Raw genomic sequence first — 24,556 nt, 5'->3', positions numbered from 1 at the left:
GTGTGCCTGCCTGTAATACTTATGTTGCTGACACTATAACACGATGTTAGTCTTTGGCAATCAAGACGCTTAGACGTCTAAATGATATAAATATTCCTGACCGAGAGGGTAAAAGGAAATGACAGACAACCTGCAACTCACACACCTGGTCGAGGCCTGCCGCTGGATTGGCGCTAAAGGCTGGGCGCCCGCTACCGGCGGCAATATGTCCGTGCGTCAGGATGAACATCTGTGCTGGCTGAGCGAATCCGGAAAAGACAAAGGCAGCCTGACCACCGCCGATTTTCTACAGGTTGAAATCGCCACCAACCGTGCGCCTTCTGGCCGTAAACCGTCGGCAGAGACCGGGCTGCATACCCTCATCTATCGCCTGTTCCCGGAGGCTAACGCCGTCCTGCACGTTCACACCGTCAATGCCACGGTGCTGTCGCGGCTGGTCAACGAGACCGAGCTGAAGATCTCCGGCTTCGAGATGCAAAAATCCCTTACCGGGCAGACCACGCATCGGGATACGGTGGCCATCCCGGTGTTTGATAATGACCAGGACATCGACGCCCTCGCCTCTCGCATCGCCCATTACGCGCAGGAACGCCCGCTTAATTATGGTTTTCTTCTGCGCGGTCATGGCTTAACCTGCTGGGGACGCGACGTGGCCGAAGCCCGCCGTCATCTGGAAGGTTTAGAATTCTTATTTGAATGCGAAATGCGTTTACGACAATGGGAGAGAGTATGATTCGCGCGATTGTGACGGATATTGAAGGGACCACCAGCGATATCCGTTTTGTCCATGATGTTTTGTTCCCTTACGCGCGTGAGCGGCTGGCGGCCTTTGTAACCGCGCAGCAGTACGCCGAGCCGGTCAAATCGATTCTGGACAACCTGCGCGATGAAATCAGCACTCCGCATGCCAGCGTCAGCGATCTCATCAACGTGCTGTTTACCTTTATGGATGAAGACCGCAAATCGACGGCGCTCAAAGCCCTGCAAGGCATCATCTGGCAGGACGGTTACGTCAACGGTGACTTTACCGGCCATCTCTACCCTGATGTACTGCCCGCGCTGGAAAAATGGAAGGCACAAGGGATTGATCTCTATGTTTATTCCTCTGGCTCCGTCGCCGCGCAGAAACTGTTATTTGGCTACAGCGACGAAGGTGATATTACTCATCTGTTCAGCGGCTATTTTGATACCCGCATCGGCGCCAAGCGTGAGGTGCAGTCTTATCAAAATATTGCGGCGCAAACGGGCATCGCCCCGTCGCAGATCCTGTTCCTGTCAGATATTCATCAGGAGCTGGACGCGGCTGAACAGGCGGGTTTTCGCACCCTGCAACTGATACGCGGTGAAGATGACGGCGCAAGCCATCACCATCAGATCCACCAGTTTGACGAGATTAACCCGGAGCAGATCCCTTCATGAGCGCATTGACCATTTATTCCGATAAAGACGCCAGTCATCACCTGTGGCACAGCACCGACGCCGCCGAGATTGCCCAACAGCTGAACGCTAAGGGCGTGCGCTTTGAGCGCTGGGCGGCAGACCGTGATTTAGGGCAGGATCCCGCGCCTGAAGCCGTGATTGAGGCGTATCAGCATGCAATCGACAAGCTGGTGGCAGAGAAAGGTTATCAGAGCTGGGACGTGATTAGCCTTCGCGCCGACAATCCGCAGAAAGAGGCGCTGCGAGCGAAGTTTCTCAACGAGCACACTCACGGCGAAGACGAAGTGCGCTTTTTCGTGGAAGGGGCGGGACTATTCTGCCTGCACATCGGCGATGAGGTGTATCAGGTGCTGTGCGAGAAAAACGACCTGATTTCCGTACCCGCAGGCACGCCGCACTGGTTTGACATGGGTTCAGAGCCGAACTTTACCGCCATTCGTATTTTCGACAATCCGGAAGGCTGGGTTGCCCAGTTTACGGGCGATGCAATCGCGGATGCGTATCCACGCCTGGCCTGATCTTTTCTCCCTACCCCACAAAGTAATGCGAGCACCGTGCTATCCCCTCGCCCCTCTGGGGAGAGGGTTAGGGTGAGGGGAACATACGGCTCAGGTGGTCAGTTCCATACTCAGGCATTAATTAAATACTGGCGATAATCCTCTGCACATCTGCGCCAACCAGCCTCGCCAGATGCACAAACTCCACCACGTCCAACCTACGCTCACCGTTTTCCACTTTAGCAATAAACGATTGTGGTTTTCCCAGTGCCTCCGCAAGCTGCGCCTGAGTCATCGCCTTCTCTTTACGCGCTTTCTTCAACGCATTGATAACACGCTGGTATTCATCCGAGTAAACTGAGGCCATTGTTCCGATTCCATACAAATATCCTGAAATCGAATATCCTCCCGTTGCCTTTTTATCCCAAAATAGGATAATTGAGCGCGTAACGAACACATGTAAGGAGGACACAATGCAACATCAGAACTGGCACCCGGCCGATATTATCGCTGCACTAAAGAAACATGGAACAAGCCTGGCTGCGTTGTCCAGAAAGGCTGGTCTTTCCTCATCCACGCTGGCAAATGCGCTTACCCGACCATGACCCAAAGGTGAACTGCTTACCGCTCAGGCGCCAGACATTCCACCCGATGTGATATGGCCGGAAAGATACTTTGATGAAAAGGGAGAGCGAGTATTTCGTCAGATGAGGTATACCAAAAAGAGAAATCTGTCTTCAACATAATCAATGAATTCTCCCCCTCACCCCAGCCCTCTCCCTCAAGGGAGAGGGGGTCTAAGGGCACTACCGTTTCAGCCCTTTCACATACCCCACCAACTGATCCAACACCACGCCCCACCCTTCGTGGAAGCCCATCTGTTCATGCTGCTCGCGGATTTCCTTCGTTGGGTGACGCGCTATCGCCGTGTAGCGGGTCTTGCCCTCCCCCACATCTTCCAGCAGCAGGATCGCCGTCATAAACGGCGTTTCAGCCGGCTTCCAGCCCTCAGTATAGCCATCGGTAAAGACCAGCTTGTTCCCCGGATCGATTTCAAGAAATACGCCCCGGTTATCCATCCGCTGCCCGTCCACCTCAAACACGGTATTGAACCGCCCACCCACGCGCAGATCGAGGTCGCATTCAGTCACCTTATGGGGAGCAGGAATGAAGAAGTTTTTGATGTGCTCCGGTGTGGTCCAGCAGAGCCACAGCAGGTCGCGCGGTGCGTCCACCACGCGTTCCAGTTTTAAGTCTGTTTCAGGATCGAGCGTCACGATAACGTCCTCTAAAGGGAACCCCTTACAAGGATAGTCCCACTCAGGCGAATTTCCCTTTCGCTACCTCTTCAGGGGTGACCACGCCCGTATCCAGCACCCAGCCGCTAATCAGCGAGGCGGGGGTAACGTCAAACGCCGGGTTATAGACCTGCGCCTCTTGCGGCGCCCACTGCACCGCGCCAAAGCTTCCTGCCACGCCCGTCACTTCGCTGGCCGCGCGCTGCTCAATCGGGATCGCGTCACCGTTCGGGCAGTCCCGGTCGAGGGTCGTTTGCGGGGCGGCGACGTAGAACGGAATACCGTGGAACTTCGCCAGCACCGCCAGGGAATAGGTGCCGATTTTGTTCGCCACGTCGCCGTTGGCGGCAATGCGGTCTGCCCCCACCCACACGGCATCCACCTGCCCTTTTGCCATCAGGCTGGCGGCCATGGAGTCAGTAATCAGCTGATAAGGCACGCCCAGCTCGCCCAGCTCCCATGCGGTCAGCCTGCCGCCCTGCAACAGCGGACGGGTTTCATCCACCCAGACGTTGCTGACGTTGCCTTCCTGATGCGCGCGGGCAATCACACCCAGCGCCGTACCGACGCCCGCCGTTGCCAGCCCGCCGGTATTGCAGTGGGTCAGCAGGCGGCTGCCGGGCTTCACCAGCGCGCTACCCGCTTTCGCAATCGCGTCGCAAAGCCGTTTGTCTTCATTAATCAGGCGCAGCGCTTCAGCCACCAGCGCCGGAACGAACGCTTCCTGCCACAGCGCAATCTTCATGCGGTCGAGATTGTTCATCAGGTTCACCGCCGTCGGGCGGGAGGCACGCAGGGTCTCCAGCGCCGCCGCCAGCTCGTCGCGGCCTTTACCGCTTTCCGCTAACAGCGCCAGCAGCAGGCTTGCAGAGAGACCAATCAACGGCGCGCCACGCACGCGCAGAGCGTGGATATGCCCAACCAGCGCCTCCACCGTCGAGGCATCCAGCCAGCGTTTCTCCTGCGGAAGCGCCTGCTGGTCGAGAATATAGAGCTGATTATTCGCCACCCGCAGGCTGGTCGTCTGTAATGTCTGCATGTCGTTAATTCCCTGTTGCGTTGTTGTAGCACATTGTGTCAGGATGAAATCCAGATGTATAGACGTCTACATGTCTTAATTAGCAAAACTGAGGAGCAGGCCATGTCGCAATACCGTACCTTTACCGCTCAGGACGCCGTGGAGTATGCCAGGCAGTTTGGCGGACTTGACGATCCGTCATCGCTGGTGGAGGCGCAGGAAATCGGCGACGGTAACCTCAACCTGGTCTTTAAAGTTTTCGACCGCGCGGGCGTGAGCCGCATCGTCGTTAAGCAGGCGCTGCCCTATGTGCGCTGCGTCGGCGAGTCCTGGCCGCTGACGCTGGATCGCGCTCGCCTGGAGGCGCAAACCCTGGTCGAGCATTACAAGCACAGCCCTGAGCACACGGTGAAAATCCACCACTTTGACCCGAAACTGGCGGTGATGGTGATGGAAGATCTCTCCAGCCATCGCATCTGGCGCGGCGAGCTGATTAACAACATTTACTACCCGCAGGCGGCGCGGCAGCTGGGTGAATATCTGGCTCACACCCTGTTCCACACCAGCGATTTTTATCTGCATCCGCACGAGAAAAAAGCGCAGGTTGCAAAATTCATCAACCCGGAGATGTGCGAGATCACCGAAGATCTGTTCTTCAACGATCCGTACCAGATCCACGCGCGCAACAGCTACCCGGCCGATCTGGAGAACGATGTTGCCGCCCTGCGCGACGACGCCCAGCTTAAAATCGCCGTGGCCTCCCTGAAGCACCGCTTCTTTTCGCATGCCGAAGCCCTGCTGCACGGGGACATTCACAGCGGCTCAATTTTTGTGGGCGACGGCAGCCTGAAGGCCATCGACGCCGAGTTCGGCTACTTTGGCCCGATTGGCTTTGACATCGGCACCGCCATCGGCAACCTGCTGCTGAACTTCTGCGGCCTGCCGGGGCATCTGGGCATTCGCGATGCCGCCGCCGCGCGCGAGCAGCGCCTGACCGATATTCAGGAACTGTGGAACACCTTCGCGGAGCGCTTCCAGGCGCTGGCGAATGAGAAAACGCGCGACGCCGCGCTCAGCGCGCCGGGCTATGCCTCTGCGTTCCTGAAAAAGGTCTGGCATGACGCCATCGGATTCTGCGGCACCGAGCTGATTCGCCGCAGCGTCGGGCTTTCCCATGTGGCGGATATCGACACCATTCAGGATGAAGCGATGCGTCACGAATGCCTGCGCCACGCGATATCCCTCGGCAAGGCGCTGATTGTGATTGCTGACCGCATCGACAGCGCGGAAGAGCTGGTAGCGCGGGTGCGACAGTACAGTTGAGAACGTTTGCCCGGTGGCGCTGCGCTTACCGGGCCTACGGGTGCAAAATGTAGGCCCGGTAAGGCGAAGCCGCCACCCGGCAAAAACTCATCCTAAATACTCAATCACCGACATCCCACCGTTATAATCCGTGCTGTAAATAATCCCCTGCGCATCCACAAACACGTCGCACGACTGGATCACCTGCGGGCGATTGGGCCGCGTATCCATCATCTTTTCCGGCGCCGCGGGCACCAGCGCCCCCGTTTCTACCGGGCGATACGGATTGGAAATGTCATACGCGCGCACGCCCGCGTTCTGGTACGTCGCGAAGATCAGCGTTGAGCTGACAAAGCTCCCCGGCCGGTTCTCGTGCAGGTTGTGCGGGCCGAAATGCGCCCCTTTCGCCACGTAGTCGGTTTCATCCGGCTGCGGGAAGGTAGAAATGCTCACCGGGTTCGACGGCTCGCGGATATCAAACAGCCAGATCAGCTTCTCGCCGTCCTGCTGGTTATCCAGCACCGCCTCGTCCAGCACCACCAGCAGATCGCGATCCGGCAGCGGAAGCGCGGTGTGCGTCCCGCCCCCAAACGGCGGGCTCCAGTTACAGTGGCTAATGAGCTTAGGCCGGGTGCGGTCCTTCACGTCCAGCAGCGTCAGGCCACCGTCGCGCCAGCTGCCGTACGCGGTATCGCCTGCAATAATCGCATGGTGCAGAGCGTAGCGTTTGCCTTCCGGCCAGTTCGGCTGTTCGCCTTCGGCCTGATTCATCCCCGGCAGCCACCAGCGTCCCGCCACTTCAGGCTTGCGCGGGTCCGCCAGATCGATGGTCAGAAAGATGTAGTCGGTAAAGCCGTCTATCAGCGCTGAGACATACGCCCAGCGGCCACCAACGTACCAGATGCGGTGAATGCCGATGCCGCTCAGCGATAAAAAGCCTATCTCGCGTGGCCTGTCCGGTGTGGAGATATCAAAGACGCGAAGCCCGGCGCTCCAGCCTTTATCCTGCACATCGCTGACGGTCTCCCCCACCTGGCGGGTGTAGTAGACCTTCTCGTCGGCAAAACGCGCATCGGCAAACAGATCCCGGGCGTTGATCACCAGCAGCAGGTCGTCATGCGCCTGGAGATGCACATTCCAGGTACCCGGCGGCGCAGGCACGTATCCTGCGGCTTTTGGTTTTTTCGGGTCGCGCACGTCCACTATCGAAAAGCCCTGCGACACCATATGGCCGATATAGGCGAAACCTCGGTGCACCATCAGCTGCACGCCGTCCGGGCGACCGCCCTGATCGCTATGGCCAATCAGCCGCATATTGCGGCTGTATTCGGGTTGAGGTAATGCAGACATGTATAAGTCCTTTCGCCGGATGGCGGCTGCGCCTTATCCGGCCTACAACACCGTAGGCCCGGTAAGCAAAGCGCCACCGGGCATTATTTTGTCCTGGCTTCCAGCGTCGCAAACCACGGCGCAACAAAATCTTCCGTCTGGCCCCAGCCCGGAATGATTTTCCCCAGAGACGCCACGTTCACCGCGCCCGGCTGGGCGGTCAGCAGCGCCTGCGGAATGGCCGCCGCCTTGAAATCGTAAGTGGCAGGCGTCGCTTCTCCGGCAATCTTATTGGCAATCAGGCGTACGTTGGTCGCGCCAATCAGCTTCGGATCCACCGCCACGCTCACTGCCCATGGGCTACCCGGCTCGCGCATCAGCTGTAAATCCTGGTTGGAGATGTCGATGCTGTAGAGTTTGATCTCGGTTCGGCCGTTCTCTTTCAGCGCCTTATAGGCGCCCTGGCTGAAGGCATCCCAGGTACCCCAGATGGCATCGATTTTACCTTTCGGGTATTTCGCGAGGATCGCGCCCACCTTGTTGGCAGTGTCGCCCTGCACGTCAGAGGAGACCGCGCCGATGGACTCCAGCTCTTTAATCTCCGGGTACTGCTTTTGCAGTTCTTTGTAGGCCGCCTGACGGCGCTCCATCGGCGGGAAGCCCGCGACCCATAGCTTGACGATATTGGCCTTGCCGTTGAAATCTTTCGCCAGCTGGCCGAAAGAGAGGTTGGTCAGGGAGGCATCGTCCTGCTGGGTAACGGTTACGCCCGGGATCTCGCCGTTCACAGCGGTATCAAACACCGAAACTTTGATCCCGGCATCCACCGCCTTCTTCACCAGCGCGGTGGAGTACGGATCGCGCCCCTGAGAGAGAATAATCCCGTCGTATTTCTGGCTGATGGCCTGGTTAACGAAATCCTGGAATTTGGCGTCGTCCCCGTTACTTAAAAAGGTGCTGACCTTAAAGCCGAGCTTTTTCCCTTCCTGAATCGCCCCGGCAACAAACTGCGTGGTGTTGTCGTCCGAGCCCAGGTTGCGGATCACCGCAATGCGAATGGGGCCGTCATGGCTGGCAATGGCGGTCGGAACCGGCGCGGGGGTAGCCGCCAGGCCCGGCAGAGAAGTGAGTAACCCAAGAGCTACCAAAGAGAGCGCAATCTTTTTCATTTATTATCCCGTTGTGTTGTCAGCGTTTTTGTATGTAGGTAATCGCCAGCGCTACCGCGAGCACCAGCCCTTTTATAATGTCCATGGCGTAATACGGCACGGAGAGCATCACCAGCCCGTTAGACAGCACGCCGAGGATCACCGCCCCCACCAGCGTACCCAGCGCGTTCGGCTTGCCGGATCCGGCCAGCGAGAAGCCGATCCACGCCGCCGCCACCGCGTCCATCAGGTAGCCGCCGCCCGCATTCACCTGCGATGAACCAATACGCGAGGCCAGCAGAATGCCGCCCAGCCCCGCCAGCAGAGAGGCAATCACGTAGGCTGCCACCTTGTAGCGGGTGGTGCGAATGCCGGAGAGGCGCGCGGCTTCGGGGTTGCCGCCAATGGCGTACATCCGGCGTCCATGGGTGGTCAGCGACAGGCCCAGCTGTGCCAGAATCGTCACCACCAGCATGACGATCACAATGGTCGGCACCTGCCCGAGCAGGCCAAACGCCGCCGGAATGGTCCCTTCCGCCATGTCGCCGCTCGGCAGCACCATGTTCTCGGTAATCGACCCGCCGTAGCTGTAGGTCATCGCCACACCCTGGATGACAAACAGGCTGGCAAGGGTCGCGAGCATGTCCGGAATGCGCAGGATGACGATCAGAAAGGCGTTAAACAGGCCGACCAGCGTACAGAGCGCGAGGGTCAGCAGAATCGACTCGGTGGTGCCGAAGCCGTGCCAGACGAAAAGCGAAATCACCAGCGCGTTCGCCAGCGACGCGGTAGATCCTACGGAGAGGTCGAACCCGCCGACGGTCAGCGAAATAGAGACGCCAACGGCAATCACCGTCACGATGGCAATCGAGCGCAGAATGTTGATGATGTTGTTCGGGTCGAGGAAGTTGTCCGACGCCAGGCCAAACACCGCCACCAGCGCGACGACGGTCAGCAGCATGCCCCACTTATAAAGAAAATCGAAAATCTGCTGACGGCCAGACGCCGCCGTGGTCACTGAAAGGGCCTTGCTCACGACGCCGTTCCTCCGGTTGAATAATAAAGTAGTGTCTCTTCCCGGGCCTCTGCCCCGGCGATTTCCGCCACGATGCGCCCGTCCCACAGCACGCAGATGCGGTCGCACAGACCGACCAGCTCGGCAAATTCACCCGAGGCGTAAATCACCCCTTTGCCCTCGCGCGCCAGGCCGTCGATCAGCTGAAACAGATCGGTTTTGGCCTTCACGTCCACGCCTTTGGTCGGCTCGTCGAATATCAGCACGCTGGCGTCATTGCGCAGCCATTTCCCGATGGCGACCTTCTGCTGGTTACCGCCGGAAAGCCGACGCAGCACCTGCCCCGGCCCGCGCGTGCGCACGCCGACGCGGGCAATCACCTCTTCCGCCCAGCGCCACGCCTGACGATGACCAAACAGGCTCCAGCGCGAGAAACTGTTATCGGCGCACACGGCAAGGTTCATGCTCACCGGCTCGTCGATAAAAATGCCCTCTTTGCGCCGCTCCTCCGGCACCAGCGCCAGACCGCGTAGCACCGAGTCTGCCGGATCGCGCGGTTTCCAGGCCTGATGGTTCAGCTCGCCGCGCGCCACGCGGCTTTTGCTGGCGCCAAACAGCGCCTTGCAGAGTTCCGTTTTCCCCGCCCCCGCCAGCCCGGCAATGCCGAGGATTTCACCTTTGCGCAGTTGCAGGGAGATATCTTTCAGCAGCGCGTCGTCGTGCAGGCCTTCCACCCGCAGCAGCATCTCTTCACCGTGCGGCGGTCGCGGGGGCGGATAGATATCGCTCAGCTCGTGGCCGAGCATCTTCTCGACGATCTCCTCTCCGCTCAGATCCGCCATCGGGCCGGACTCAATCAGCCTGCCGTCGCGCAGCACCGTCAGGGTGTCGCAGATGGCCTTCAGCTCGTGAATGCGGTGAGAAATAAACACCACGCCAATACCCTGCTGTTGCAGACGTCTTACTACCGCAAACAGACGCTCGCTTTCGTGCGCGTCCAGCGGCGCGGTGGGCTCATCGAGAATGAGAAAACGGCAGTGGTGCGAGAGCGCCCTCGCCAGCAAAATCTGCTGCTTTTCAGCCAGCGTGCAGTTGTCGATGGAACGGCGAACGTCCAGCGAAACATCCAGCTGCGCCAGCGCCTGCCGCGCCTGCTGACGAATCGCGCGCCAGCTGTAGCGGTGTCCCGGCTGCGCCAGCTGGTCGAGCATAATGTTCTCCGCAATGCTCAGCCCGGGGATCAGCGCCACGTCCACCTCCTGCTGCACAAGGTGGATACCCAGCCGTTTGGCGTCCAGCGGCTCGCGGATGCTTACCTGCTGGTTGTTAATGCAGATTTCGCCTTCATAACGATCGTGCGTCCCACACAGCACCGCCATCAACGTCGATTTTCCCGCGCCGTTGGCGCCGGTCAGCGCATGCACCGACCCGCCATTCAGGGTGAAATCCACGCGCGACAGGGCCTGAAAGCCGGAAAAGGCCAGGCTGATACCGCGCATCTCAAGGCGACTGGAAACCATCCGCGTAAATCCTTCATTACTCTTCTGATTTAGCGAATTTTTCACAGCTCCGGTTGACTGACAACGACGGAAAAGGCATAAGATAAAGCGAAATATTATTAGCCATCCGGATGTCCAGACATAACATCGGGTTAGCGCTTGCTAAAAAAGGACAACTTCATGAGCAACACCGATATCCGCGTCGTGCCCGGCCCGGCGAACTACTTCTCTCATCCGGGAAGCCTTGCGCACCTGGATGATTTCTTTACTCCGGAACAGCTTTCCCGCGCGGTGTGGATCTACGGCGAGCGGGCTATCGAGGGCGCACGCCCTTATCTGCCGCAGAGTTTTAACGCGACGGGGGCAAAACATCTGCTGTTTAAGGGCCATTGCAGCGAGCGTGACGTCACTCATCTGGTGAACGCGTCGGGTGGTGAAGCCAGCGTGGTGATTGGCGTGGGCGGCGGTGCGGTAATGGATACCGTCAAGGCCGTGGCGCGTCGTCTGGGCGTGCCGTTCGTGGGCATTCCCACCATCGCCGCCACCTGCGCGGCGTGGACCCCGCTCTCCGTGTGGTACAACGATGCCGGGCAGGCGCTACAGTTTGAGATTTTTGACGACGCCAACTATCTGGTGCTGGTGGAGCCGCAAATCATCCTTAACGCCCCGGCGGAATACCTGTTGGCAGGCATCGGCGATACGCTGGCGAAGTGGTACGAAGCGGCGGTACTCGCCCCTGAACCGGAAAACCTGCCGCTGACCGTGCGTCTTGGCCTGAACGGTGCGCTGGCGATCCGCGACGTGCTGCTGGAGCGCAGCGAAGAGGCGCTGGCCGACCAGCAGCGCGGCGACCAGACGCAGGCGTTTCGGGACGTGGTGGACGCCGTTATCGCCGGTGGCGGTATGGTCGGCGGTCTGGGCGAACGCTATACCCGCGTGGCGGCGGCACATGCGGTGCACAACGGCTTAACCGTGCTGCCGCAGACGGAAAAATACCTCCACGGCACCAAGGTGGCCTACGGCATTCTGGTGCAGAGCGCCCTGCTCGGTCAGGAGGACGTGCTGACGCAGCTGGTGGCGGCATTCCAGCGTTTTAACCTGCCGACCACGCTTCGCGCGCTGGAGGTCGATATCCATAACCGCGACGAGCTGGACAAGGTCATTGCTCACACCCTGCGCCCGGTGGAGTCGATTCACTTTTTACCGATTACGTTAAGCCCTGACGTTCTGCGCGCCGCGTTTGAGAAGGTGGAATCCTTCAGCCGTTAATCGCGCCGACGGGCTATACCTAATGATGATTCTCTCCACTCTTGCAACGAGGTCATCATGCAGATCGATTTAACAGGTAAAAAGGCGCTGGTCACCGGCGCCAGTCGTGGGCTGGGTCGGGCGATTGCGCTGTCGCTGGCACGCGCCGGTGCCGATGTGGTTATCACCTACGAAAAATCCGTCGATAAAGCCCAGCAGGTCGTCGATGAAATCAACGCGCTGGGGCGACACGGCGAGGCGATTCAGGCCGACAGCGCCAGCGCGCAGGCGATTCAGGATGCGGTCACGCAGGCGGCGCGCTCCCTCGGCGGGCTGGATATTCTGGTCAATAACGCCGGGATTGCACGCGGCGGCCCGCTGGAGTCCATGACCCTGGCGGACATCGACGCTCTGATCAACGTCAATATCCGCGGCGTGGTGATCGCCATTCAGGAAGCGCTGGTGCATATGTCTGACGGCGGACGCATCATCAACATCGGCAGCTGTCTGGCGAACCGCGTGGCGCAGCCGGGGATCGCCGTCTACTCGATGACCAAATCGGCCCTAAACTCCCTTACCCGGGGTCTGGCCCGCGATTTAGGCCCGCGCGGCATTACCGTCAACCTGGTTCATCCCGGCCCGACCAACAGCGATATGAACCCGGAAGACGGCGAGCAGGCGGAAGCCCAACGCCGGATGATCGCGCTTGGTCATTACGGCCAGCCGGAGGATATCGCAGCGGCGGTCACCTTCCTCGCCAGCCCGGCTGCGGGGCAAATTTCCGGCACCGGTCTGGATGTGGACGGCGGTCTGAACGCCTGATCGCAAATTTACTGTATGCCTCTGTCGCCCGGCAGAGGCCTGTTCGAGTCGCCTCGACGATTCGCGTTTTGCCGCTTTCTCGCGGTTTTTCTCCGCTCTACAGTACCCCATAAGAAATTCGGAATTTATCTAATAGTCTTATTATTTCCTTATGTTTTGTGTGGGCGTACAGTGGAGGTACGGATGAAGATTGTCTGGTCTAAAACAGCAGAGAAGCAGTTTTCTAAAATCGATCCTCGATATCAGAACCGCATTAAATTCAGGCTGGAGAAGATGGACGATAAAACATCACCTGTCGCGGATATCAAGAAATTATCTTCTCCCGAAAACCACTACAGGTTGCGATTAGGTGATTACAGGGTCATTTACACCTTCGGGGATCCGCCGGGTGATATCTGCTACGTAGTGGCAGTAAAACGCCGGACAACCACTACCTACCTTCATGAGGAGCATACGGAATATGACTATTCAGTTCATCAAGGATGAAGAAGGAAAAAAACAGTATGTTGTCATACCCTACGGTGAATATTTTCGCATGCGTTTAGCCATGCTTGAGTATGATGACGATGATGAAAACGACTGGGAAGACATCCCTTACGAATCAGACATCTACGATAACGTAGGTTTACCGGGTGAAGTGTGCGACATCATGCATAACGAGAACGTCAGCCTACAGGCCGCCTGGCGCATTTTACGCGGTATGTCCCAGCAGGAGGTGGCGGAGAAGCTTGGCATCAGTCAGTCCGCCGTGTCACAGCTGGAGGCGCTGGACTCCCGACCGCAAAAGCGCACCCGCGAAAAGCTGGCGGCAATTTACGGCTGTAAACAGGAGCAGATCAGCCTCTATTTACCAAAAGAGGGTTAACAGCACTTCGCCCCGCCCTTACCGCCGTAGCGGGCGTCCTGGCGGTCGCGGAAAAATTCTTCGTAGGTCATTGGCGTCTGATCCGGGTGGTTGACGCGCATATGCTCGACGTAGTTGTCGTAATCCGGCACGCCAATCATCATTTTAGCGGCCTGGCCCAGGTATTTACCTGCTTTGGAAAGGGTGTCGAACATAATCAGTTTCTCGTTTGTTTCCCTCACCCCGACCCTCTCCCGGAGGGAGAGGGAGGATAAGAAATGTAGGCCGGGTAAGGCGAAGCCGCCACCCGGCACACGGGTTAATGCGCCCCTTTCGCCTGGGTGACAATCTCGTCCAGGTTCTCAGGCATTGGCTCATACGGCGTCTCTTTCGCCGTTGGCGTGTCGACTTTCAACGCCGCCAGCGCGGTTTTCAGAGAATACAACGCCAGCACCACAACCACCACCATAAAGAAGATGGTCAGCCCGGCGTCCAGACGGTTGTTAAACACCAGCTGGGACAGCTGAGATTCGGTGTACTGCGCCGGGATCTTGCCGCTGTCGATCATCGCCTGGAACTTGTTGGCAATGGCCAGGAAGCCCACCTTGTTGTCCGGGCTGAAGGCTTTCTGCCAGCCTGCTGTCAGGGTACAGATCAGCAGCCACGCCGTTGGCACCAGCGCCACCCATGCGTAACGCTGGCGCTTCATCTTGAACAGGACTACGGCACAAAGCATCAGCGCCATGCCCGCCAGCATCTGGTTGGCGATACCGAACAGCGGCCACAGGGTGTTAATCCCGCCCAGCGGATCGACCACGCCCTGATGCAAGAAGTAGCCCCACGCCAGCACGCACAGTGCCGTCGCCAGCAGGTTAGCCGGGAGTGAATCGGTACGTTTCAGATTCGGGGAGATCACCCCCAGCAGATCCTGCAACATAAAGCGCGCCGCGCGCGTACCGGCATCCACCGCCGTCAGGATAAACAGCGCCTCGAACAGAATGGCGAAGTGATACCAGAACGAGACATCCATCAGCCCGCCCAGCGCACCGTGCAGGATGTAGGCCATACCCACCGCCAGCGTCGGCGCCCCGCCCGCACGGGAGATAATCGACTGCTCGCCGACCTCGTTAGCGATATGCGTCAACGTATCAGGGGTGATCGCAAAGCCCCAGCCGCTCACCACCTGCGCAGCAGAGGCGACCACGTCAACAGTGCCGGCCGGGGCCAGTACCGCCATCGGGCTGTTCATCGCGAAGTACACGCCCGGGTCGATAATACAGGCCGAGACTAGCGCCATAATCGCCACGAAGGATTCCATCAGCATGCCGCCATAGCCAATCAGGCAGGCCTGATTTTCATTCGCCAGCATCTTCGGCGTGGTCCCGGAGGCGATAAGCGCGTGGAAGCCAGACACTGCCCCACAGGCGATGGTGATAAACAGGAACGGGAACAGGTTACCGGTCCAGACCGGGCCGGTACCGTCAATGAATTTGGTCAGGGCAGGCATGGTCAGGGTCGGGCGCATAATCAGAATGCCGATCGCCAGCCCGACGATGGTACCAATTTTCAGGAACGTAGAGAGGTAGTCACGCGGGGCCAGCAGGAGCCATACCGGCAGCACCGCCGCCACGAAGCCGTAGCCCACCAGCATCCAGGTCAGCTGCACGCCGGTGAAGTCGAAGAACGGTGCCCAGGTCGGGCTTTCCGCCACCCAGCCGCCGGAGATAATAGCAAACACCAGGAACACCAGGCCAATGACTGAAACTTCACCAATGCGTCCCGGACGCAGATAGCGGATGTAGATCCCCATGAACAGCGCCAGCGGAATGGTGAAGGCGACGGTATAGGTTCCCCACGGGCTGTGGGTCAAGGCTTTCACCACAATCATCGCCAGTACCGCGAGGATGATGACCATGATCATAAAGGTCGCCACCAGCGCAATCACCCCGGCAGTTGCCCCCATCTCCTCTTTCACCAGCTCACCCAGCGAACGACCGTCGCGACGGGTGGAGACGAACAGCACCATGAAGTCCTGCACCGCGCCCGCCAGCACCACCCCCGCGAGGATCCAGATCATCCCCGGCAGGTAGCCCATCTGCGCGGCCAGTACCGGCCCCACCAGCGGGCCTGCCCCGGCAATCGCCGCGAAATGGTGACCGAACAGCACTTTTTTATCGGTCGGCACGTAGTCCAGACCATCGTTATGACGCACGGCCGGCGTCATGCGCGTGCCGTCTACGCCCAGTACCGTCTTCGCGATATAACGGCCATAAAAACGGTATGCGATCAGATAAATGCAGACGGAGGCGACCACGATCCAGAGCGCATTGATCTGCTCCCCCCGGTTGAGGGCGATGTAGCCCAGGGCAAAGGCTCCCACAACGGAGAGCCCTGCCCATATAAGGTATTTCCCTGAGTTGTTCATAATGGTTATCCGTTGTTGTGAAACAGTGAGATGTTACATTTTGTTTCTAGAACAACGGATAAAATTTAACAACTTTGAAACGCAATAATGCGTGGTCAAACCAGACATTTACACCACATTGTTAAGCCGATCACTTTCGTAGCGTCACCGTTCACACTTTTACCTTTTTCGGCCAGACACCGCCTTACGGAATGATTTGTATCATTTTTTTTGGCCATAACCTCGCCAGAATGATCCTGCGCAATCGCGTGCATACAAGGAAAAGGATATGAACAGTTCAGTACCTCAGGATAGTCAGGTCGGGCCGGGCGCGTACTTCGCGCTGGCGTTTGCAGCCGTTTTCTTCTCGGGTCTGTTAGGCGGACAAGAGTGGTACGGCGTCTTTGATTTCACCACCCTCAACGGCGCATTTGGCAAAGTGGTCAGCAAAGCCAGTCTGGATGACGGTACGTTAACCACAGCCAGCAGCGCCTTTCGCGGCACCGGCGGCAGCGGCGCGATGGACGGGTTTCTCTTCGCGCTCGGTTTAATTCCCGCGGTGATGTTCGCGCTGGGGATGATCAACGTGCTGGAGCACTATGGCGCCCTGCGTGCCGCGCGCAAACTCTTAACTCCTCTGCTGCGCCCGCTATTGGGGATCCCTGGCACCACCGGGCTGGCGCTGATTGGCAGCCTGCAAAGTACCGACGTGGGCGCGTCGCTTACCCGTAATCTCTCTGATGAAGGGCAAATCAGCGAAAAAGAGAAAGACGTTTTCGCCATGTTCCAGTTCTCCGCCGGGGCGATGATCACCAACTTTTTCTCTTCCGGGGCGATCCTCTTCACGCTGCTCGCCGTTGACGGCACGGCGGCGGTGCCCACCTCCATCGGGGCCTGTATCGCGGTGATGTTTATCATGAAAATTGTCGGCGCCAATCTGCTGCGCCTGATCCTGACGTTTACCCATAAAGGAGACGCCGCATGAGTGCCCCACAGTCCAATCCGGTCATTACCGATGTGTTTATCGAAGGCGCGCGCAAAGGCTGGAGCATTGCCACCAGCAGCACGCTGCCCAACGTGGTGATGGCCTTTATCATCATCAAGGCGCTGGAAATTACCGGCGCGCTGAAAGGGCTGGGCACGATCTTCTCCCCGCTGATGGGCCTGTTTGGCCTGCCGGGCGAAGCGGCCGCCGTGCTGATTGGCGGCTGGATGTCGATGGGCGGCGGGATCGGCGTTGCCATCGGCCTGTTTGATAAAGGCATCCTCACCGGCGAGCACCTGGCGATCCTGGCGCCCGCCATCTACCTGATGGGCTCGCAGGTGCAGTACCTGGGCCGCATTCTGGGGGTGATTGGCACCCGCGCCAAACGTATTCCGCTGATGATCGCCCTCTCGGTGGTCAACGCTTTCTTAGCCATGCTGCTGATGCGCATTATTCTCTGAACAGGACGTGAACATGAACCTTGACCATTATATCGAAGAGCTGAAAACCCTGGTGAACGTAGACTGCGGCACCCAGACGATTGACGGCGTCGCCGCTGTTGCAGGCATCATGCAGCAACTGTGGCAGCGCGAAGGCTGGCATACGGAGCAGGTGAACCTGGGCGACAAGGTGGGCCCCGGCGTCTTCGTCAGTAACAAGCCGCAGGCGGAACGGTTCGACGTGCTGCTGGTCGGGCATCTGGATACCGTATTTCCCGCCGGCACCGTGGCCGCGCGTCCGCTGAGCGAGGATGAAACCCGCCTGTACGGCCCCGGCGTCTCGGATATGAAGAGCGGACTTCTGAATATTTTGTGGGCAATGCGCGCGCTTGACGCCGCAGACAACGATCGTCTCGCGATTGCCGTTGCGATGAACCCGGACGAAGAGACCGGATCTGTCCATTCCCATGAGTGGATTGGCGAGCTGGCTAAGCGTTCCCGCTGCGTGCTGGTGTGCGAAGCCGCCCGCGCCGACGGTTCGCTGGTGAAAGCGCGTAAAGGGATGGCGGGCTATCACCTCACCTTTAGCGGCGTGGCGGCACACGCGGGCAATGACCCGGAAAAAGGCCGCTCGGCGATCACCGCGCTGGCAAAGAGCGTTATTGCCATCAATGCGCTGACGGACTGGGATCGCGGCACTACACTTAACGTCGGCGTGATTCAGGGCGGCAGCGCGGCGAACGTGGTCGCGGACAGCGCTGTGGCAGAACTGGACGTTCGCTTCTGGGAAAACGACGAGTATGACCGGGTGAACCAGGCGCTGGAGTTGTTATGTGAACAAGGCTTTTTAGACGGCGTGACCACCACGCTGACGCGGGTTAATCACAAACCGGCGATGGCCGCTAGCGACGCGACGCAGGCGCTGATGCAGCAGGTTGAAGCGGCGGGTAAAGCGGAAGGCATCGACATTACCTGGCAGGCAGTCGGCGGCGGCAGCGACGCCAACCACACCGCCGCGCTCGGCATCCCCACGCTTGACGGCTTCGGGCCGGTTGGCGCCGGGTTCCACAGCCCGGCGGAATGGCTGGATAAAGCGTCCATTGCGCCGCGAGTTCGGCTGTTGAAGCGGGTGGTATCGATGTTGTAACAACCGCCCGGTGGCGCTTCGCTTACCGGGCCTGCATGTTTCGTAGGCCGGGTAAGGCGAAGCCGCCACCCGGCACTCCCGCCGCACAATCTAACCCAGCACCATCGTACTCAACCGACACGTACAGCACCGCCGCCCCTGCTCGTCGAACACCACAATCTCCCAGCTCTGACTGGAGCGGCCCAGATGCAGCGGCTGACATACGCCGCGCACCTTACCGTGAGAGACCGCGCGGTGGTGCGTAGCGTTCAGTTCCGTGCCCACCACATTCTGCCCGTCGCGGGTCATCAGAAAACCGGCCATCGACCCCAGCGTTTCCGCCAGCGCCGCCGACGCACCGCCGTGCAGCAGGCCAAACGGCTGGTGGGTGCGCGCATCCACCGGCATCTCCGCTTCCAGCGTATCGTCCCCGAGGCGGGTATAGACGATGCCAAGGTGTTCCACCATCGTGTTCTGGCTAGTGGCATTCAGTTCGTCGAGGGATAAATGACGTTTCCAGATCATTACGCCCCCAGCGTGGAGCCGCCGTCCACCACGATATCCTGCAAGGTGATATGGCTGGCGGCATCGGATGCCAGGAACAGCACGGTCGCGGCAATCTCCTGCGGACGGGCAATTTTACCGAGCGGAATGCCGAGTTTGAACTGCTCGCCGAAGCCGCGAATGCGCCGCTGTTCCGCATCATCGCTGGTCCACAACGTGCGCTGCATGTCGGTATCCGTAGAACCCGGCGACACCAGGTTACAGCGTACGCCGCTGCCCGCCAGCTCCAGCCCGACGGTCAGCGCCAGGCTTTTCAGCGCCGCTTTCGACGCGCCGTAGGCGCTCATGCCGATGCGCGGCGTGTGCGCCGCGTCAGAGGCCACCGTCACAATCGCCCCACCCTGCTGACGACGGAACTGGCCCATCGTCTGCTGGAACAGGTTGAACGCGCCGCCGACGTTAACCGCAAAGGTCTGCTGCCAGTCCTCCTGCGAAAGCTGATCCGTCGCGCCCATACGCAGAATGCCCGCCGCGTTAACCAGCACGTCGAGCCGCTCAAGGCTGCTGAGCAAACGCCTGCAGACATCACTCGCCTGCGCCGCATCCGCCACGTCCAGCGTTTCGGTGGCAAACGGATATTCGCCGTGAGGGAAAGCCAGATCGAACCCGGTCACCTGCGCCCCGGCCTCCACAAATGCCAGCGCGGTCGCATAGCCAATGCCCTTACCCGCGCCCGTCACCCAGACGGTTTTACCGGTAAAATCAAAAGCCATCACTTCACCTCGCGGGAGAGCAGCGCCCACCAGGCATCGAGGGTCGGATTTTTTGCCAGCATCACGAAATCAATGTCGCCGTGCACTTTGCGCCAGCGGGCGGCCAGCGCCATCATCCGTACTGAATCCAGACCGTAGTCGATCAGGTTTTCGTCATCCATCGGCTCGTCGGACTCGTCCAGCAGCGGCAGGATCAGCTCACGCAGCGCGGCCTTCGTTGCCGGAACAGACGGCAGCAACTCGTCGGTCATCACCACGCGGCCCGAACGTCCGGCCACGTATTTCAGCGACATCAGGTGCTCGTCGCGGGTGAAATCCGCCAGCGCGTCGGCGATAAAGAACGGTTTGATGTCGCGCATAAAGGCGTCGGTGGCGGTGGTCATGCAGCCGATGTGGGCGTACACGCCGGTGATCAAAAGCTGGTTGCGGCCGGTCTCTTTCAGCATCTGCTCCAGCGGGGAGCGGTGGAACGCGCTGTAGCGCCACTTCACCAGCACGGTGTCCGCTTCGTCCGGGGTCAGCTCAGCGACGATGCGCTGCTGCTCCGGCGAGCGAGTCAGACCCGGCCCCCACATATCGTTCAGCAGGGCGCGGTCTTCATCGCTCTGATCTTTCGGCTGCGCGGTGTAGTACACCGGAATATTGTGCTCTTTGCAGTACGCGCGCAGTTTAGCGATGTTCGCCACTACCTGCTGCATCATGTCGCTATTTTCGCCCCAGAAATTCAGGAAGTACTCCTGCATATCGTGGATCAGCAGCGCGGCGCGCTCCGGCTCAAACGCCCAGCTTACTTTACTGGTCGGCAGTTCGGCGGCGGTTGGCAGCGCATATGCGGTTAATTTTGGAATAGCCATTCTCTGTTCCTCAGCCCCGGGCGCGTTCAGCAAGCCACAGGCGCAACTGTTTCTTATCAACTTTGCCGACCGGCGTGAGCGGAAGCGCATCCACGCTCTCCACGCGGTCCGGCAGCTTAAATTCGGCAACGCCCTGCTCGCGCAGGAAGCGGCGCACCTCCACCGCGCGCAGCGGCTGTTTCACCACCAGGTACGCGCAGCTTTTTTCGCCCAGCAGGCTGTCCTCCATGCTCACCAGCGCGGCGTGGATCACCGCGTCGTGGCGCAGCAGCAGGTTTTCGATCTCTTCGGCGGCGATCTTCTCGCCACCGCGGTTGATCTGATCTTTCTCGCGCCCCTGCACGGTGATGTAACCCTGCTCATCGATGGCGATCAGATCGCCCGAGCAGTAGAAGCCGTTGGCATCGAAGGCGCTGGCGTTGTGGTCCGGGCTGTTGAAATAGCCGCGGAAGGTGTAAGGGCCGCGCGTCATCAGACGCCCGACCTCCCCGCGCGGCAGCGGGTTGCCGTCCTCGTCCGCCACCCACACTTCATCGTCCGGGCACATCGGGCGGCCCTGGGTATTGATGATGCGCTCCGGCGCATCGTCGAGGGCGGTATAGTTCACCAGCCCTTCCGCCATGCCAAACACCTGCTGAAGCTGGCAGCCAATTTCCGCCGGAATGCGCGCCGCAAGCGTGGCGGAGAGGCGTGCGCCGCCCACCTGGAGCAGCCTGAGGGATTTCAGCTGGGCGTTCCCCGCGCCGTCGGCAATCGCCTGCAACCACAGGCTGACCGCAGGCGGCACCAGCGAGGTGACATTTATCTGATGCTGCTCAATCATCGGGAAGCAGAGCGTGGCGCTCGGATCGTTCGCCAGCACCACGCAGCCGCCCGCCGTGAAAACGCCTAACGATCCTGGCGAGCTCATGGCGTAGTTGTGCGCCGCGGGAAGCGCGTTCAGATAGCGGGTGTGCGCAGTGATACCGCAGATTTCGTTGCTGCGACGGATGCTGTAGTCGTAATCGTTATGCGTGCGCGGGATCAGCTTCGGCGTGCCGGTGCTGCCGCCGGAGAGCTGGAAGAACGCCACTTCGTCGGCGGGCGTCGGGTTCGGGATGAAATTGTCCGCCGGGCGCGCAATCGCCGCCTCCAGCGCATGTTCGCCCTTATCGCCACGCAGCAGCACAACGCGTACCGAGCGATGCGCATCCACAAAGGTGTTGAGAAAATCGTCGCCCGAGAACAGCGCGTGGTCGCGATCGGCAATCAGCACGGCGGGTTTGATCTGCTCCGCGTAGGCGTTGAGTTCACTGCGCTGATGGCTAAAGAGCGCGTTGACCGGCGCGACGCCGATTTGCAGTAGCGCGAAGAAGGTGATGTAGAACTCGGCCACGTTGCCAAGCTGCACCAGCGCGGTCTCACCGCGATGCAGCCCCTGCGCCTGAAGGGAGGACGCCAGATGCGTCACCGCCTGATTAAACGCGCGGTAGGTGATGCGGCGATCGCCGTCAATTATCGCGACCGTATCGCTGTCCGCATGGTCCGTCAGGATGTGGGTCAGCGGCAGATCCTGCCAGTAGCCTTTTTCACGGTAGCGGCGGGCAAACTCCTCAGGCCAGCGGGTAAAAGGGATGGTCATGAGTATTCCTTAGTGCAAACCAAACACGTTGAGCATGGTGGAGAGCTTCACGCCCGTCTCGCGCCACTCGCCGACCGGGGAGGAGGCAGGCACAATGCCCGCGCCGGCAAACAGGCGAACGGTATTTTGATGAAGCCGCGCGCAGCGGATAGTTACCACCCACTCGCCGTTACCTTCGCTGTCGCACCAGCCGACGATGCCGCCGAACAGCTCGCGGTCGAACGGCTCCAGCTCGGCAATCAGCTCTTTTGCCGCCTGATGCGGGAAGCCGCTCAGCGCGGGCGTCGGGTGCAGCAGGCAGGCCAGCGTCAGGGCGTTCTCGTTTTCACGTGCCTCACCTTCTACCGGCGTGGCCAGATGCCACAGCGTCGGGGTGGTGATGAGCTGCGGGGAAGCCGGCATGCTCAGATGATGGCTACGCGGTTCCAGAATGGTTTTCATCGCCTGCGTGACCAGATCGTGCTCGTGGCGGTCTTTTTCGGAGGCCAGCAGCTTAGTGCCCGCTTCGCGATCCAGCACATCGTCCGGCTGACGGCGCGCAGAGCCTGCCAGCGGCAGCGAGCTAAAGTGCGCGCCCTCTTTGCGCAGCAGCAGTTCCGGGCTGGCGCCCAGCAGCACGCCGCCGTCTTCCAGCGGTACGTGGAAGTTAAAGCTCGCCGGGTTCTGGGCGATAAGACGCTCCATCAGCGCGCTGCTATCGATCTGTTTGTCGGTAGCGATATCAATCAGGCGCGACAGCACCACCTTATTCACCTGCGGCGTAGCGGTGAGCGACGCGGCGCGAGCAACCATCTCCTCGAAAACCGGCTGCGACGGGATCTCGGTGCGCTGTTGCACGTTCAGCGTCTGCGCGCCGGAGGCATAACGTGCGGACTGCTGACGCGCCGGGCGGGAGAAGGTTTGCCAGCGTTGCGGAATAAACAGCGATGACGGTTTGCGGGTATCGAAGGGGATCGCCCCTACCATCACCGGATGGGCAATGCCGCTGTTTTTCGCATTCCGGAAAGCCTGAGCTAATTTCTGCTGAAAGGGACCCGCCGGATCGTCACCGCCGACGGCGGGTTCAGAAAAACGGGCAAAACAGCCGGACGTGGTAAAACTGCGGTAAGGCGACATAAAGAAAAAGCTGTCTGATTGCAGCGTTGTCGCGGTGTGCTGAACTTCCTCAGCCAGGGACGTGTCCATATCATCCTCCTTAAAATGATAAAAGAAGCAATAATGATTATCATTTATATTTTCGTCGGCTAACCTAATCCCACATCGCCCCGCTGTCAACCGTCGGGCAAATAACTTGTGCGACAAACGCTTGCATCCCTTCCCTACAGCCCTGAAAATGAGAAGCATTATCTTCAATAAAATCAGGATGCCGCTCTGTGAAAATCGCTGCCGTTTGCCGCAATGCCCTTCTTTTAACAGGACTTTTTGTTTTAGGACTAACCTCAGCCGCCGCCGACGACTGGCCGCGTCAGGTCACCGACAGCCGCGGCGTTCACACGCTTGAGAGCAAACCGACGCGCATTGTCTCCACCAGCGTGACCTTAACCGGCTCCCTGCTGGCCATTGACGCGCCGGTCATTGCCAGCGGCGCGACCACGCCAAACAACCGCGTGGCGGATGCGCAGGGCTTCCTGCGTCAGTGGGGCGATATCGCCAAACAGCGTAAGGTTGCCCGGCTGTACATCGGCGAGCCGAGCGCCGAAGCCGTCGCGGCCCAGATGCCGGACCTGATTTTGATCAGCGCCACCGGCGGGGATTCCGCGCTGGCGCTCTACGATCAGCTTTCCGCCATCGCGCCGACGCTTATCATTAACTACGACGACAAAAGCTGGCAGGAACTGCTGACCCAACTGGGGACGATCACCGGGAAGGAGACACAGGCCGCAGAGCGCATCGCTGCCTTCGACAAACAGCTCGCCAAGGTGAAACAGCAGATGAAGCTGCCGCCACAGCCGGTGAACGCCATCGTCTACACCGCCGCGGCGCACACGGCGAACCTGTGGACGACAGACTCCGCGCAGGGCAAGCTTTTGCACCAGTTGGGCTTTACGCTGGCCGACGTGCCTGCCGGGTTGCACACCTCAAAAAGTCAGGGCAAACGCCACGACATTATCCAGTTAGGGGGTGAAAACCTGGCGACGGGGCTGAACGGCGAAGGGCTGTTCGTGTTTGCCGGCGATCAGAAAGACGTGGACGCGATTTACGCCAACCCGCTGCTGGCGCATCTGCCGTCGGTGAAGAACAAGCGCGTCTGGGCATTAGGAACCGAGACGTTCCGCCTGGATTATTACAGCGCGATGTTGGTGTTGCAGCGTTTGAATTCAATTTTTAAATAAGTGGCACGTTCCCCGTAGGCCCGGTAAGCGCAGCGCCACCGGGCGTTTTGTCGGGT

At 59.6% G+C, this 24,556-nt stretch carries 26 protein-coding genes and 1 pseudogene; 13 read left to right on the top strand and 14 right to left on the bottom strand.

Translation table 11 applies throughout. The annotated features are described in order from the left end of the window. The first annotated feature begins 118 nt into the window (after window positions 1-118). From ACQG03_RS06360 to ACQG03_RS06350, 3 genes are read left to right on the top strand one after another with little or no spacing between them, the layout of a single operon-like run. On the top strand, window positions 119-733 hold the full coding sequence (locus ACQG03_RS06360; protein ID WP_022647407.1) for a methylthioribulose 1-phosphate dehydratase: 615 nt from the start codon (window positions 119-121) through the stop codon (window positions 731-733). Then, window positions 730-1,419 (top strand): acireductone synthase, encoded by a 690-nt coding sequence (gene mtnC, locus ACQG03_RS06355; RefSeq protein WP_022647406.1) that lies wholly within the window; start codon window positions 730-732, stop codon window positions 1,417-1,419. Before ACQG03_RS06360 ends, mtnC begins: the two co-directional genes overlap by 4 nt. Continuing rightward, complete coding sequence (locus ACQG03_RS06350; RefSeq protein WP_058645960.1) at window positions 1,416-1,958, top strand: 1,2-dihydroxy-3-keto-5-methylthiopentene dioxygenase; 543 nt, start codon at window positions 1,416-1,418, stop codon at window positions 1,956-1,958. Before mtnC ends, ACQG03_RS06350 begins: the two co-directional genes overlap by 4 nt. 121 nt (window positions 1,959-2,079) lie before the next feature. On the opposite strand, the gene ACQG03_RS06345 is transcribed toward ACQG03_RS06350, so the two are convergent. Next, window positions 2,080-2,304 carry a helix-turn-helix transcriptional regulator gene (locus ACQG03_RS06345; RefSeq protein WP_022647404.1) on the bottom strand — a complete coding sequence of 75 codons (225 nt, stop codon included), beginning with the start codon at window positions 2,302-2,304 and terminating at the stop codon, window positions 2,080-2,082. A gap of 106 nt (window positions 2,305-2,410) precedes the next feature. Here ACQG03_RS06345 and ACQG03_RS06340 point away from each other — a divergent pair. Next, a pseudogene (locus tag ACQG03_RS06340) lies at window positions 2,411-2,683 on the top strand (helix-turn-helix domain-containing protein). Window positions 2,684-2,743: 60 nt separating this feature from the next. On the opposite strand, the gene ACQG03_RS06335 reads toward ACQG03_RS06340, so the two are convergent. Both ACQG03_RS06335 and mtnA read right to left on the bottom strand, forming a co-directional pair. After that, a complete protein-coding gene (locus ACQG03_RS06335) occupies window positions 2,744-3,214 on the bottom strand; it encodes an SRPBCC family protein (RefSeq protein ID WP_022647402.1) in 471 nt (156 codons plus the stop codon). A gap of 43 nt (window positions 3,215-3,257) precedes the next feature. Further along, window positions 3,258-4,274 (bottom strand): S-methyl-5-thioribose-1-phosphate isomerase, encoded by a 1,017-nt coding sequence (gene mtnA, locus ACQG03_RS06330; RefSeq protein ID WP_045308959.1) that lies wholly within the window; start codon window positions 4,272-4,274, stop codon window positions 3,258-3,260. A 102-nt stretch (window positions 4,275-4,376) separates the two neighbouring features. Between mtnA and mtnK the strand changes: the two genes are divergently transcribed. Further along, window positions 4,377-5,576 carry an S-methyl-5-thioribose kinase gene (gene mtnK, locus ACQG03_RS06325; RefSeq protein ID WP_063163831.1) on the top strand — a complete coding sequence of 400 codons (1,200 nt, stop codon included), beginning with the start codon at window positions 4,377-4,379 and terminating at the stop codon, window positions 5,574-5,576. 87 nt (window positions 5,577-5,663) lie between these two features. Here the strand turns inward: mtnK and ACQG03_RS06320 are convergent, their stop codons facing one another. The 4 genes from ACQG03_RS06320 to ACQG03_RS06305 all read right to left on the bottom strand — a co-directional run bounded on the left by ACQG03_RS06320 (window position 5,664) and on the right by ACQG03_RS06305 (window position 10,567). Further along, window positions 5,664-6,905, bottom strand: coding sequence for an LVIVD repeat-containing protein (locus ACQG03_RS06320; protein ID WP_063163832.1), 1,242 nt, complete (start codon window positions 6,903-6,905; stop codon window positions 5,664-5,666). 83 nt (window positions 6,906-6,988) lie between these two features. Further along, a complete protein-coding gene (locus ACQG03_RS06315; RefSeq protein ID WP_063163833.1) occupies window positions 6,989-8,053 on the bottom strand; it encodes a sugar ABC transporter substrate-binding protein in 1,065 nt (354 codons plus the stop codon). A gap of 19 nt (window positions 8,054-8,072) precedes the next feature. After that, window positions 8,073-9,068: an ABC transporter permease gene (locus tag ACQG03_RS06310; protein ID WP_032624686.1), complete on the bottom strand. Its 996-nt coding sequence runs from the start codon at window positions 9,066-9,068 to the stop codon at window positions 8,073-8,075. Beyond that, window positions 9,065-10,567 carry a sugar ABC transporter ATP-binding protein gene (locus tag ACQG03_RS06305; RefSeq protein ID WP_063163834.1) on the bottom strand — a complete coding sequence of 501 codons (1,503 nt, stop codon included), beginning with the start codon at window positions 10,565-10,567 and terminating at the stop codon, window positions 9,065-9,067. The genes ACQG03_RS06310 and ACQG03_RS06305 overlap by 4 nt, the downstream gene beginning before the upstream one ends. Before the next feature lie 159 nt (window positions 10,568-10,726). On the opposite strand from ACQG03_RS06305, the gene ACQG03_RS06300 reads away from it, so the two are divergent. The 4 genes from ACQG03_RS06300 to ACQG03_RS06285 all read left to right on the top strand — a co-directional run bounded on the left by ACQG03_RS06300 (window position 10,727) and on the right by ACQG03_RS06285 (window position 13,481). Next, on the top strand, window positions 10,727-11,815 hold the full coding sequence (locus tag ACQG03_RS06300; RefSeq protein WP_063163835.1) for an oxidoreductase: 1,089 nt from the start codon (window positions 10,727-10,729) through the stop codon (window positions 11,813-11,815). Window positions 11,816-11,872: 57 nt separating this feature from the next. Beyond that, window positions 11,873-12,616, top strand: a complete 744-nt coding sequence (locus tag ACQG03_RS06295; protein ID WP_022647394.1) for an SDR family NAD(P)-dependent oxidoreductase — start codon at window positions 11,873-11,875, stop codon at window positions 12,614-12,616. A 183-nt stretch (window positions 12,617-12,799) separates the two neighbouring features. After that, a complete protein-coding gene (locus tag ACQG03_RS06290) occupies window positions 12,800-13,102 on the top strand; it encodes a type II toxin-antitoxin system RelE family toxin (protein ID WP_022647393.1) in 303 nt (100 codons plus the stop codon). Beyond that, window positions 13,077-13,481 (top strand): helix-turn-helix domain-containing protein, encoded by a 405-nt coding sequence (locus tag ACQG03_RS06285; protein ID WP_022647392.1) that lies wholly within the window; start codon window positions 13,077-13,079, stop codon window positions 13,479-13,481. The genes ACQG03_RS06290 and ACQG03_RS06285 overlap by 26 nt, the downstream gene beginning before the upstream one ends. Here ACQG03_RS06285 and ACQG03_RS06280 read toward each other — a convergent pair. Beyond that, the gene (locus ACQG03_RS06280; protein WP_006809671.1) at window positions 13,478-13,675 is read right to left on the bottom strand and encodes a YbdD/YjiX family protein; all 198 of its coding nucleotides are present in this window, start codon (window positions 13,673-13,675) and stop codon (window positions 13,478-13,480) included. The two genes, ACQG03_RS06285 and ACQG03_RS06280, sit on opposite strands and share 4 nt — an antisense overlap. Window positions 13,676-13,779: 104 nt before the next feature. Beyond that, window positions 13,780-15,885 carry a pyruvate/proton symporter CstA gene (cstA, locus tag ACQG03_RS06275; protein ID WP_022647390.1) on the bottom strand — a complete coding sequence of 702 codons (2,106 nt, stop codon included), beginning with the start codon at window positions 15,883-15,885 and terminating at the stop codon, window positions 13,780-13,782. Between the two features lie 268 nt (window positions 15,886-16,153). On the opposite strand from cstA, the gene ACQG03_RS06270 reads away from it, so the two are divergent. From ACQG03_RS06270 to ACQG03_RS06260, 3 genes are read left to right on the top strand one after another with little or no spacing between them, the layout of a single operon-like run. Beyond that, window positions 16,154-16,849 carry a nucleoside recognition domain-containing protein gene (locus ACQG03_RS06270; protein WP_022647389.1) on the top strand — a complete coding sequence of 232 codons (696 nt, stop codon included), beginning with the start codon at window positions 16,154-16,156 and terminating at the stop codon, window positions 16,847-16,849. Further along, the gene (locus ACQG03_RS06265) at window positions 16,846-17,310 is read left to right on the top strand and encodes a YjiG family protein (RefSeq protein ID WP_023305665.1); all 465 of its coding nucleotides are present in this window, start codon (window positions 16,846-16,848) and stop codon (window positions 17,308-17,310) included. Before ACQG03_RS06270 ends, ACQG03_RS06265 begins: the two co-directional genes overlap by 4 nt. A 13-nt stretch (window positions 17,311-17,323) precedes the next feature. Then, window positions 17,324-18,436 carry a M20 family metallopeptidase gene (locus ACQG03_RS06260; RefSeq protein WP_045622248.1) on the top strand — a complete coding sequence of 371 codons (1,113 nt, stop codon included), beginning with the start codon at window positions 17,324-17,326 and terminating at the stop codon, window positions 18,434-18,436. 90 nt (window positions 18,437-18,526) lie between these two features. Here the strand turns inward: ACQG03_RS06260 and entH are convergent, their stop codons facing one another. From entH to entC, 5 genes are read right to left on the bottom strand one after another with little or no spacing between them, the layout of a single operon-like run. Further along, entirely contained in the window at window positions 18,527-18,940 is a 414-nt protein-coding gene (gene entH / locus ACQG03_RS06255; RefSeq protein ID WP_022647384.1) for a proofreading thioesterase EntH, read from the bottom strand. Then, window positions 18,940-19,692, bottom strand: coding sequence for a 2,3-dihydro-2,3-dihydroxybenzoate dehydrogenase EntA (gene entA, locus ACQG03_RS06250; protein WP_048966668.1), 753 nt, complete (start codon window positions 19,690-19,692; stop codon window positions 18,940-18,942). The genes entH and entA overlap by 1 nt, the downstream gene beginning before the upstream one ends. After that, window positions 19,692-20,546 (bottom strand): isochorismatase, encoded by an 855-nt coding sequence (locus ACQG03_RS06245; RefSeq protein WP_022647383.1) that lies wholly within the window; start codon window positions 20,544-20,546, stop codon window positions 19,692-19,694. Before ACQG03_RS06245 ends, entA begins: the two co-directional genes overlap by 1 nt. A gap of 10 nt (window positions 20,547-20,556) precedes the next feature. Continuing rightward, window positions 20,557-22,167, bottom strand: a complete 1,611-nt coding sequence (gene entE, locus ACQG03_RS06240) for a (2,3-dihydroxybenzoyl)adenylate synthase EntE (protein ID WP_063163836.1) — start codon at window positions 22,165-22,167, stop codon at window positions 20,557-20,559. A gap of 9 nt (window positions 22,168-22,176) precedes the next feature. After that, entirely contained in the window at window positions 22,177-23,352 is a 1,176-nt protein-coding gene (entC, locus tag ACQG03_RS06235; RefSeq protein ID WP_023299559.1) for an isochorismate synthase EntC, read from the bottom strand. Between the two features lie 188 nt (window positions 23,353-23,540). Here entC and fepB point away from each other — a divergent pair, with 188 nt between their 5' ends. Then, the gene (gene fepB / locus ACQG03_RS06230; RefSeq protein WP_063163837.1) at window positions 23,541-24,500 is read left to right on the top strand and encodes a Fe2+-enterobactin ABC transporter substrate-binding protein; all 960 of its coding nucleotides are present in this window, start codon (window positions 23,541-23,543) and stop codon (window positions 24,498-24,500) included. Window positions 24,501-24,556 lie beyond the last annotated feature (56 nt).

Origin of the sequence: Enterobacter cloacae complex sp. 342H5 (assembly GCF_050030905.1) — a bacterium.
GTDB classification, from domain to species: domain Bacteria; phylum Pseudomonadota; class Gammaproteobacteria; order Enterobacterales; family Enterobacteriaceae; genus Enterobacter; species Enterobacter intestinihominis.
This window is presented reverse-complemented; position numbering and strand designations above follow the sequence as displayed.

Excerpts from the sequence above, each read along its gene's own strand:
- mtnC (WP_022647406.1), top strand. The coding sequence starts at position 730 with ATGATTCGCGCGATTGTGACGGATATTGAAGGGACCACCAGCGATATC.
- ACQG03_RS06305 (WP_063163834.1), bottom strand. The coding sequence starts at position 10,567 with ATGGTTTCCAGTCGCCTTGAGATGCGCGGTATCAGCCTGGCCTTTTCC.
- ACQG03_RS06260 (WP_045622248.1), top strand. The coding sequence starts at position 17,324 with ATGAACCTTGACCATTATATCGAAGAGCTGAAAACCCTGGTGAACGTA.
- ACQG03_RS06350 (WP_058645960.1), top strand. The coding sequence starts at position 1,416 with ATGAGCGCATTGACCATTTATTCCGATAAAGACGCCAGTCATCACCTG.
- ACQG03_RS06270 (WP_022647389.1), top strand. The coding sequence starts at position 16,154 with ATGAACAGTTCAGTACCTCAGGATAGTCAGGTCGGGCCGGGCGCGTAC.
- entC (WP_023299559.1), bottom strand. The coding sequence starts at position 23,352 with ATGGACACGTCCCTGGCTGAGGAAGTTCAGCACACCGCGACAACGCTG.
- ACQG03_RS06360 (WP_022647407.1), top strand. The coding sequence starts at position 119 with ATGACAGACAACCTGCAACTCACACACCTGGTCGAGGCCTGCCGCTGG.
- ACQG03_RS06265 (WP_023305665.1), top strand. The coding sequence starts at position 16,846 with ATGAGTGCCCCACAGTCCAATCCGGTCATTACCGATGTGTTTATCGAA.
- ACQG03_RS06290 (WP_022647393.1), top strand. The coding sequence starts at position 12,800 with ATGAAGATTGTCTGGTCTAAAACAGCAGAGAAGCAGTTTTCTAAAATC.
- mtnK (WP_063163831.1), top strand. The coding sequence starts at position 4,377 with ATGTCGCAATACCGTACCTTTACCGCTCAGGACGCCGTGGAGTATGCC.
- ACQG03_RS06320 (WP_063163832.1), bottom strand. The coding sequence starts at position 6,905 with ATGTCTGCATTACCTCAACCCGAATACAGCCGCAATATGCGGCTGATT.
- ACQG03_RS06300 (WP_063163835.1), top strand. The coding sequence starts at position 10,727 with ATGAGCAACACCGATATCCGCGTCGTGCCCGGCCCGGCGAACTACTTC.
- ACQG03_RS06280 (WP_006809671.1), bottom strand. The coding sequence starts at position 13,675 with ATGTTCGACACCCTTTCCAAAGCAGGTAAATACCTGGGCCAGGCCGCT.
- entH (WP_022647384.1), bottom strand. The coding sequence starts at position 18,940 with ATGATCTGGAAACGTCATTTATCCCTCGACGAACTGAATGCCACTAGC.
- entA (WP_048966668.1), bottom strand. The coding sequence starts at position 19,692 with ATGGCTTTTGATTTTACCGGTAAAACCGTCTGGGTGACGGGCGCGGGT.
- entE (WP_063163836.1), bottom strand. The coding sequence starts at position 22,167 with ATGACCATCCCTTTTACCCGCTGGCCTGAGGAGTTTGCCCGCCGCTAC.
- mtnA (WP_045308959.1), bottom strand. The coding sequence starts at position 4,274 with ATGCAGACATTACAGACGACCAGCCTGCGGGTGGCGAATAATCAGCTC.
- ACQG03_RS06245 (WP_022647383.1), bottom strand. The coding sequence starts at position 20,546 with ATGGCTATTCCAAAATTAACCGCATATGCGCTGCCAACCGCCGCCGAA.
- cstA (WP_022647390.1), bottom strand. The coding sequence starts at position 15,885 with ATGAACAACTCAGGGAAATACCTTATATGGGCAGGGCTCTCCGTTGTG.
- ACQG03_RS06345 (WP_022647404.1), bottom strand. The coding sequence starts at position 2,304 with ATGGCCTCAGTTTACTCGGATGAATACCAGCGTGTTATCAATGCGTTG.
- ACQG03_RS06315 (WP_063163833.1), bottom strand. The coding sequence starts at position 8,053 with ATGAAAAAGATTGCGCTCTCTTTGGTAGCTCTTGGGTTACTCACTTCT.
- ACQG03_RS06295 (WP_022647394.1), top strand. The coding sequence starts at position 11,873 with ATGCAGATCGATTTAACAGGTAAAAAGGCGCTGGTCACCGGCGCCAGT.
- ACQG03_RS06285 (WP_022647392.1), top strand. The coding sequence starts at position 13,077 with ATGACTATTCAGTTCATCAAGGATGAAGAAGGAAAAAAACAGTATGTT.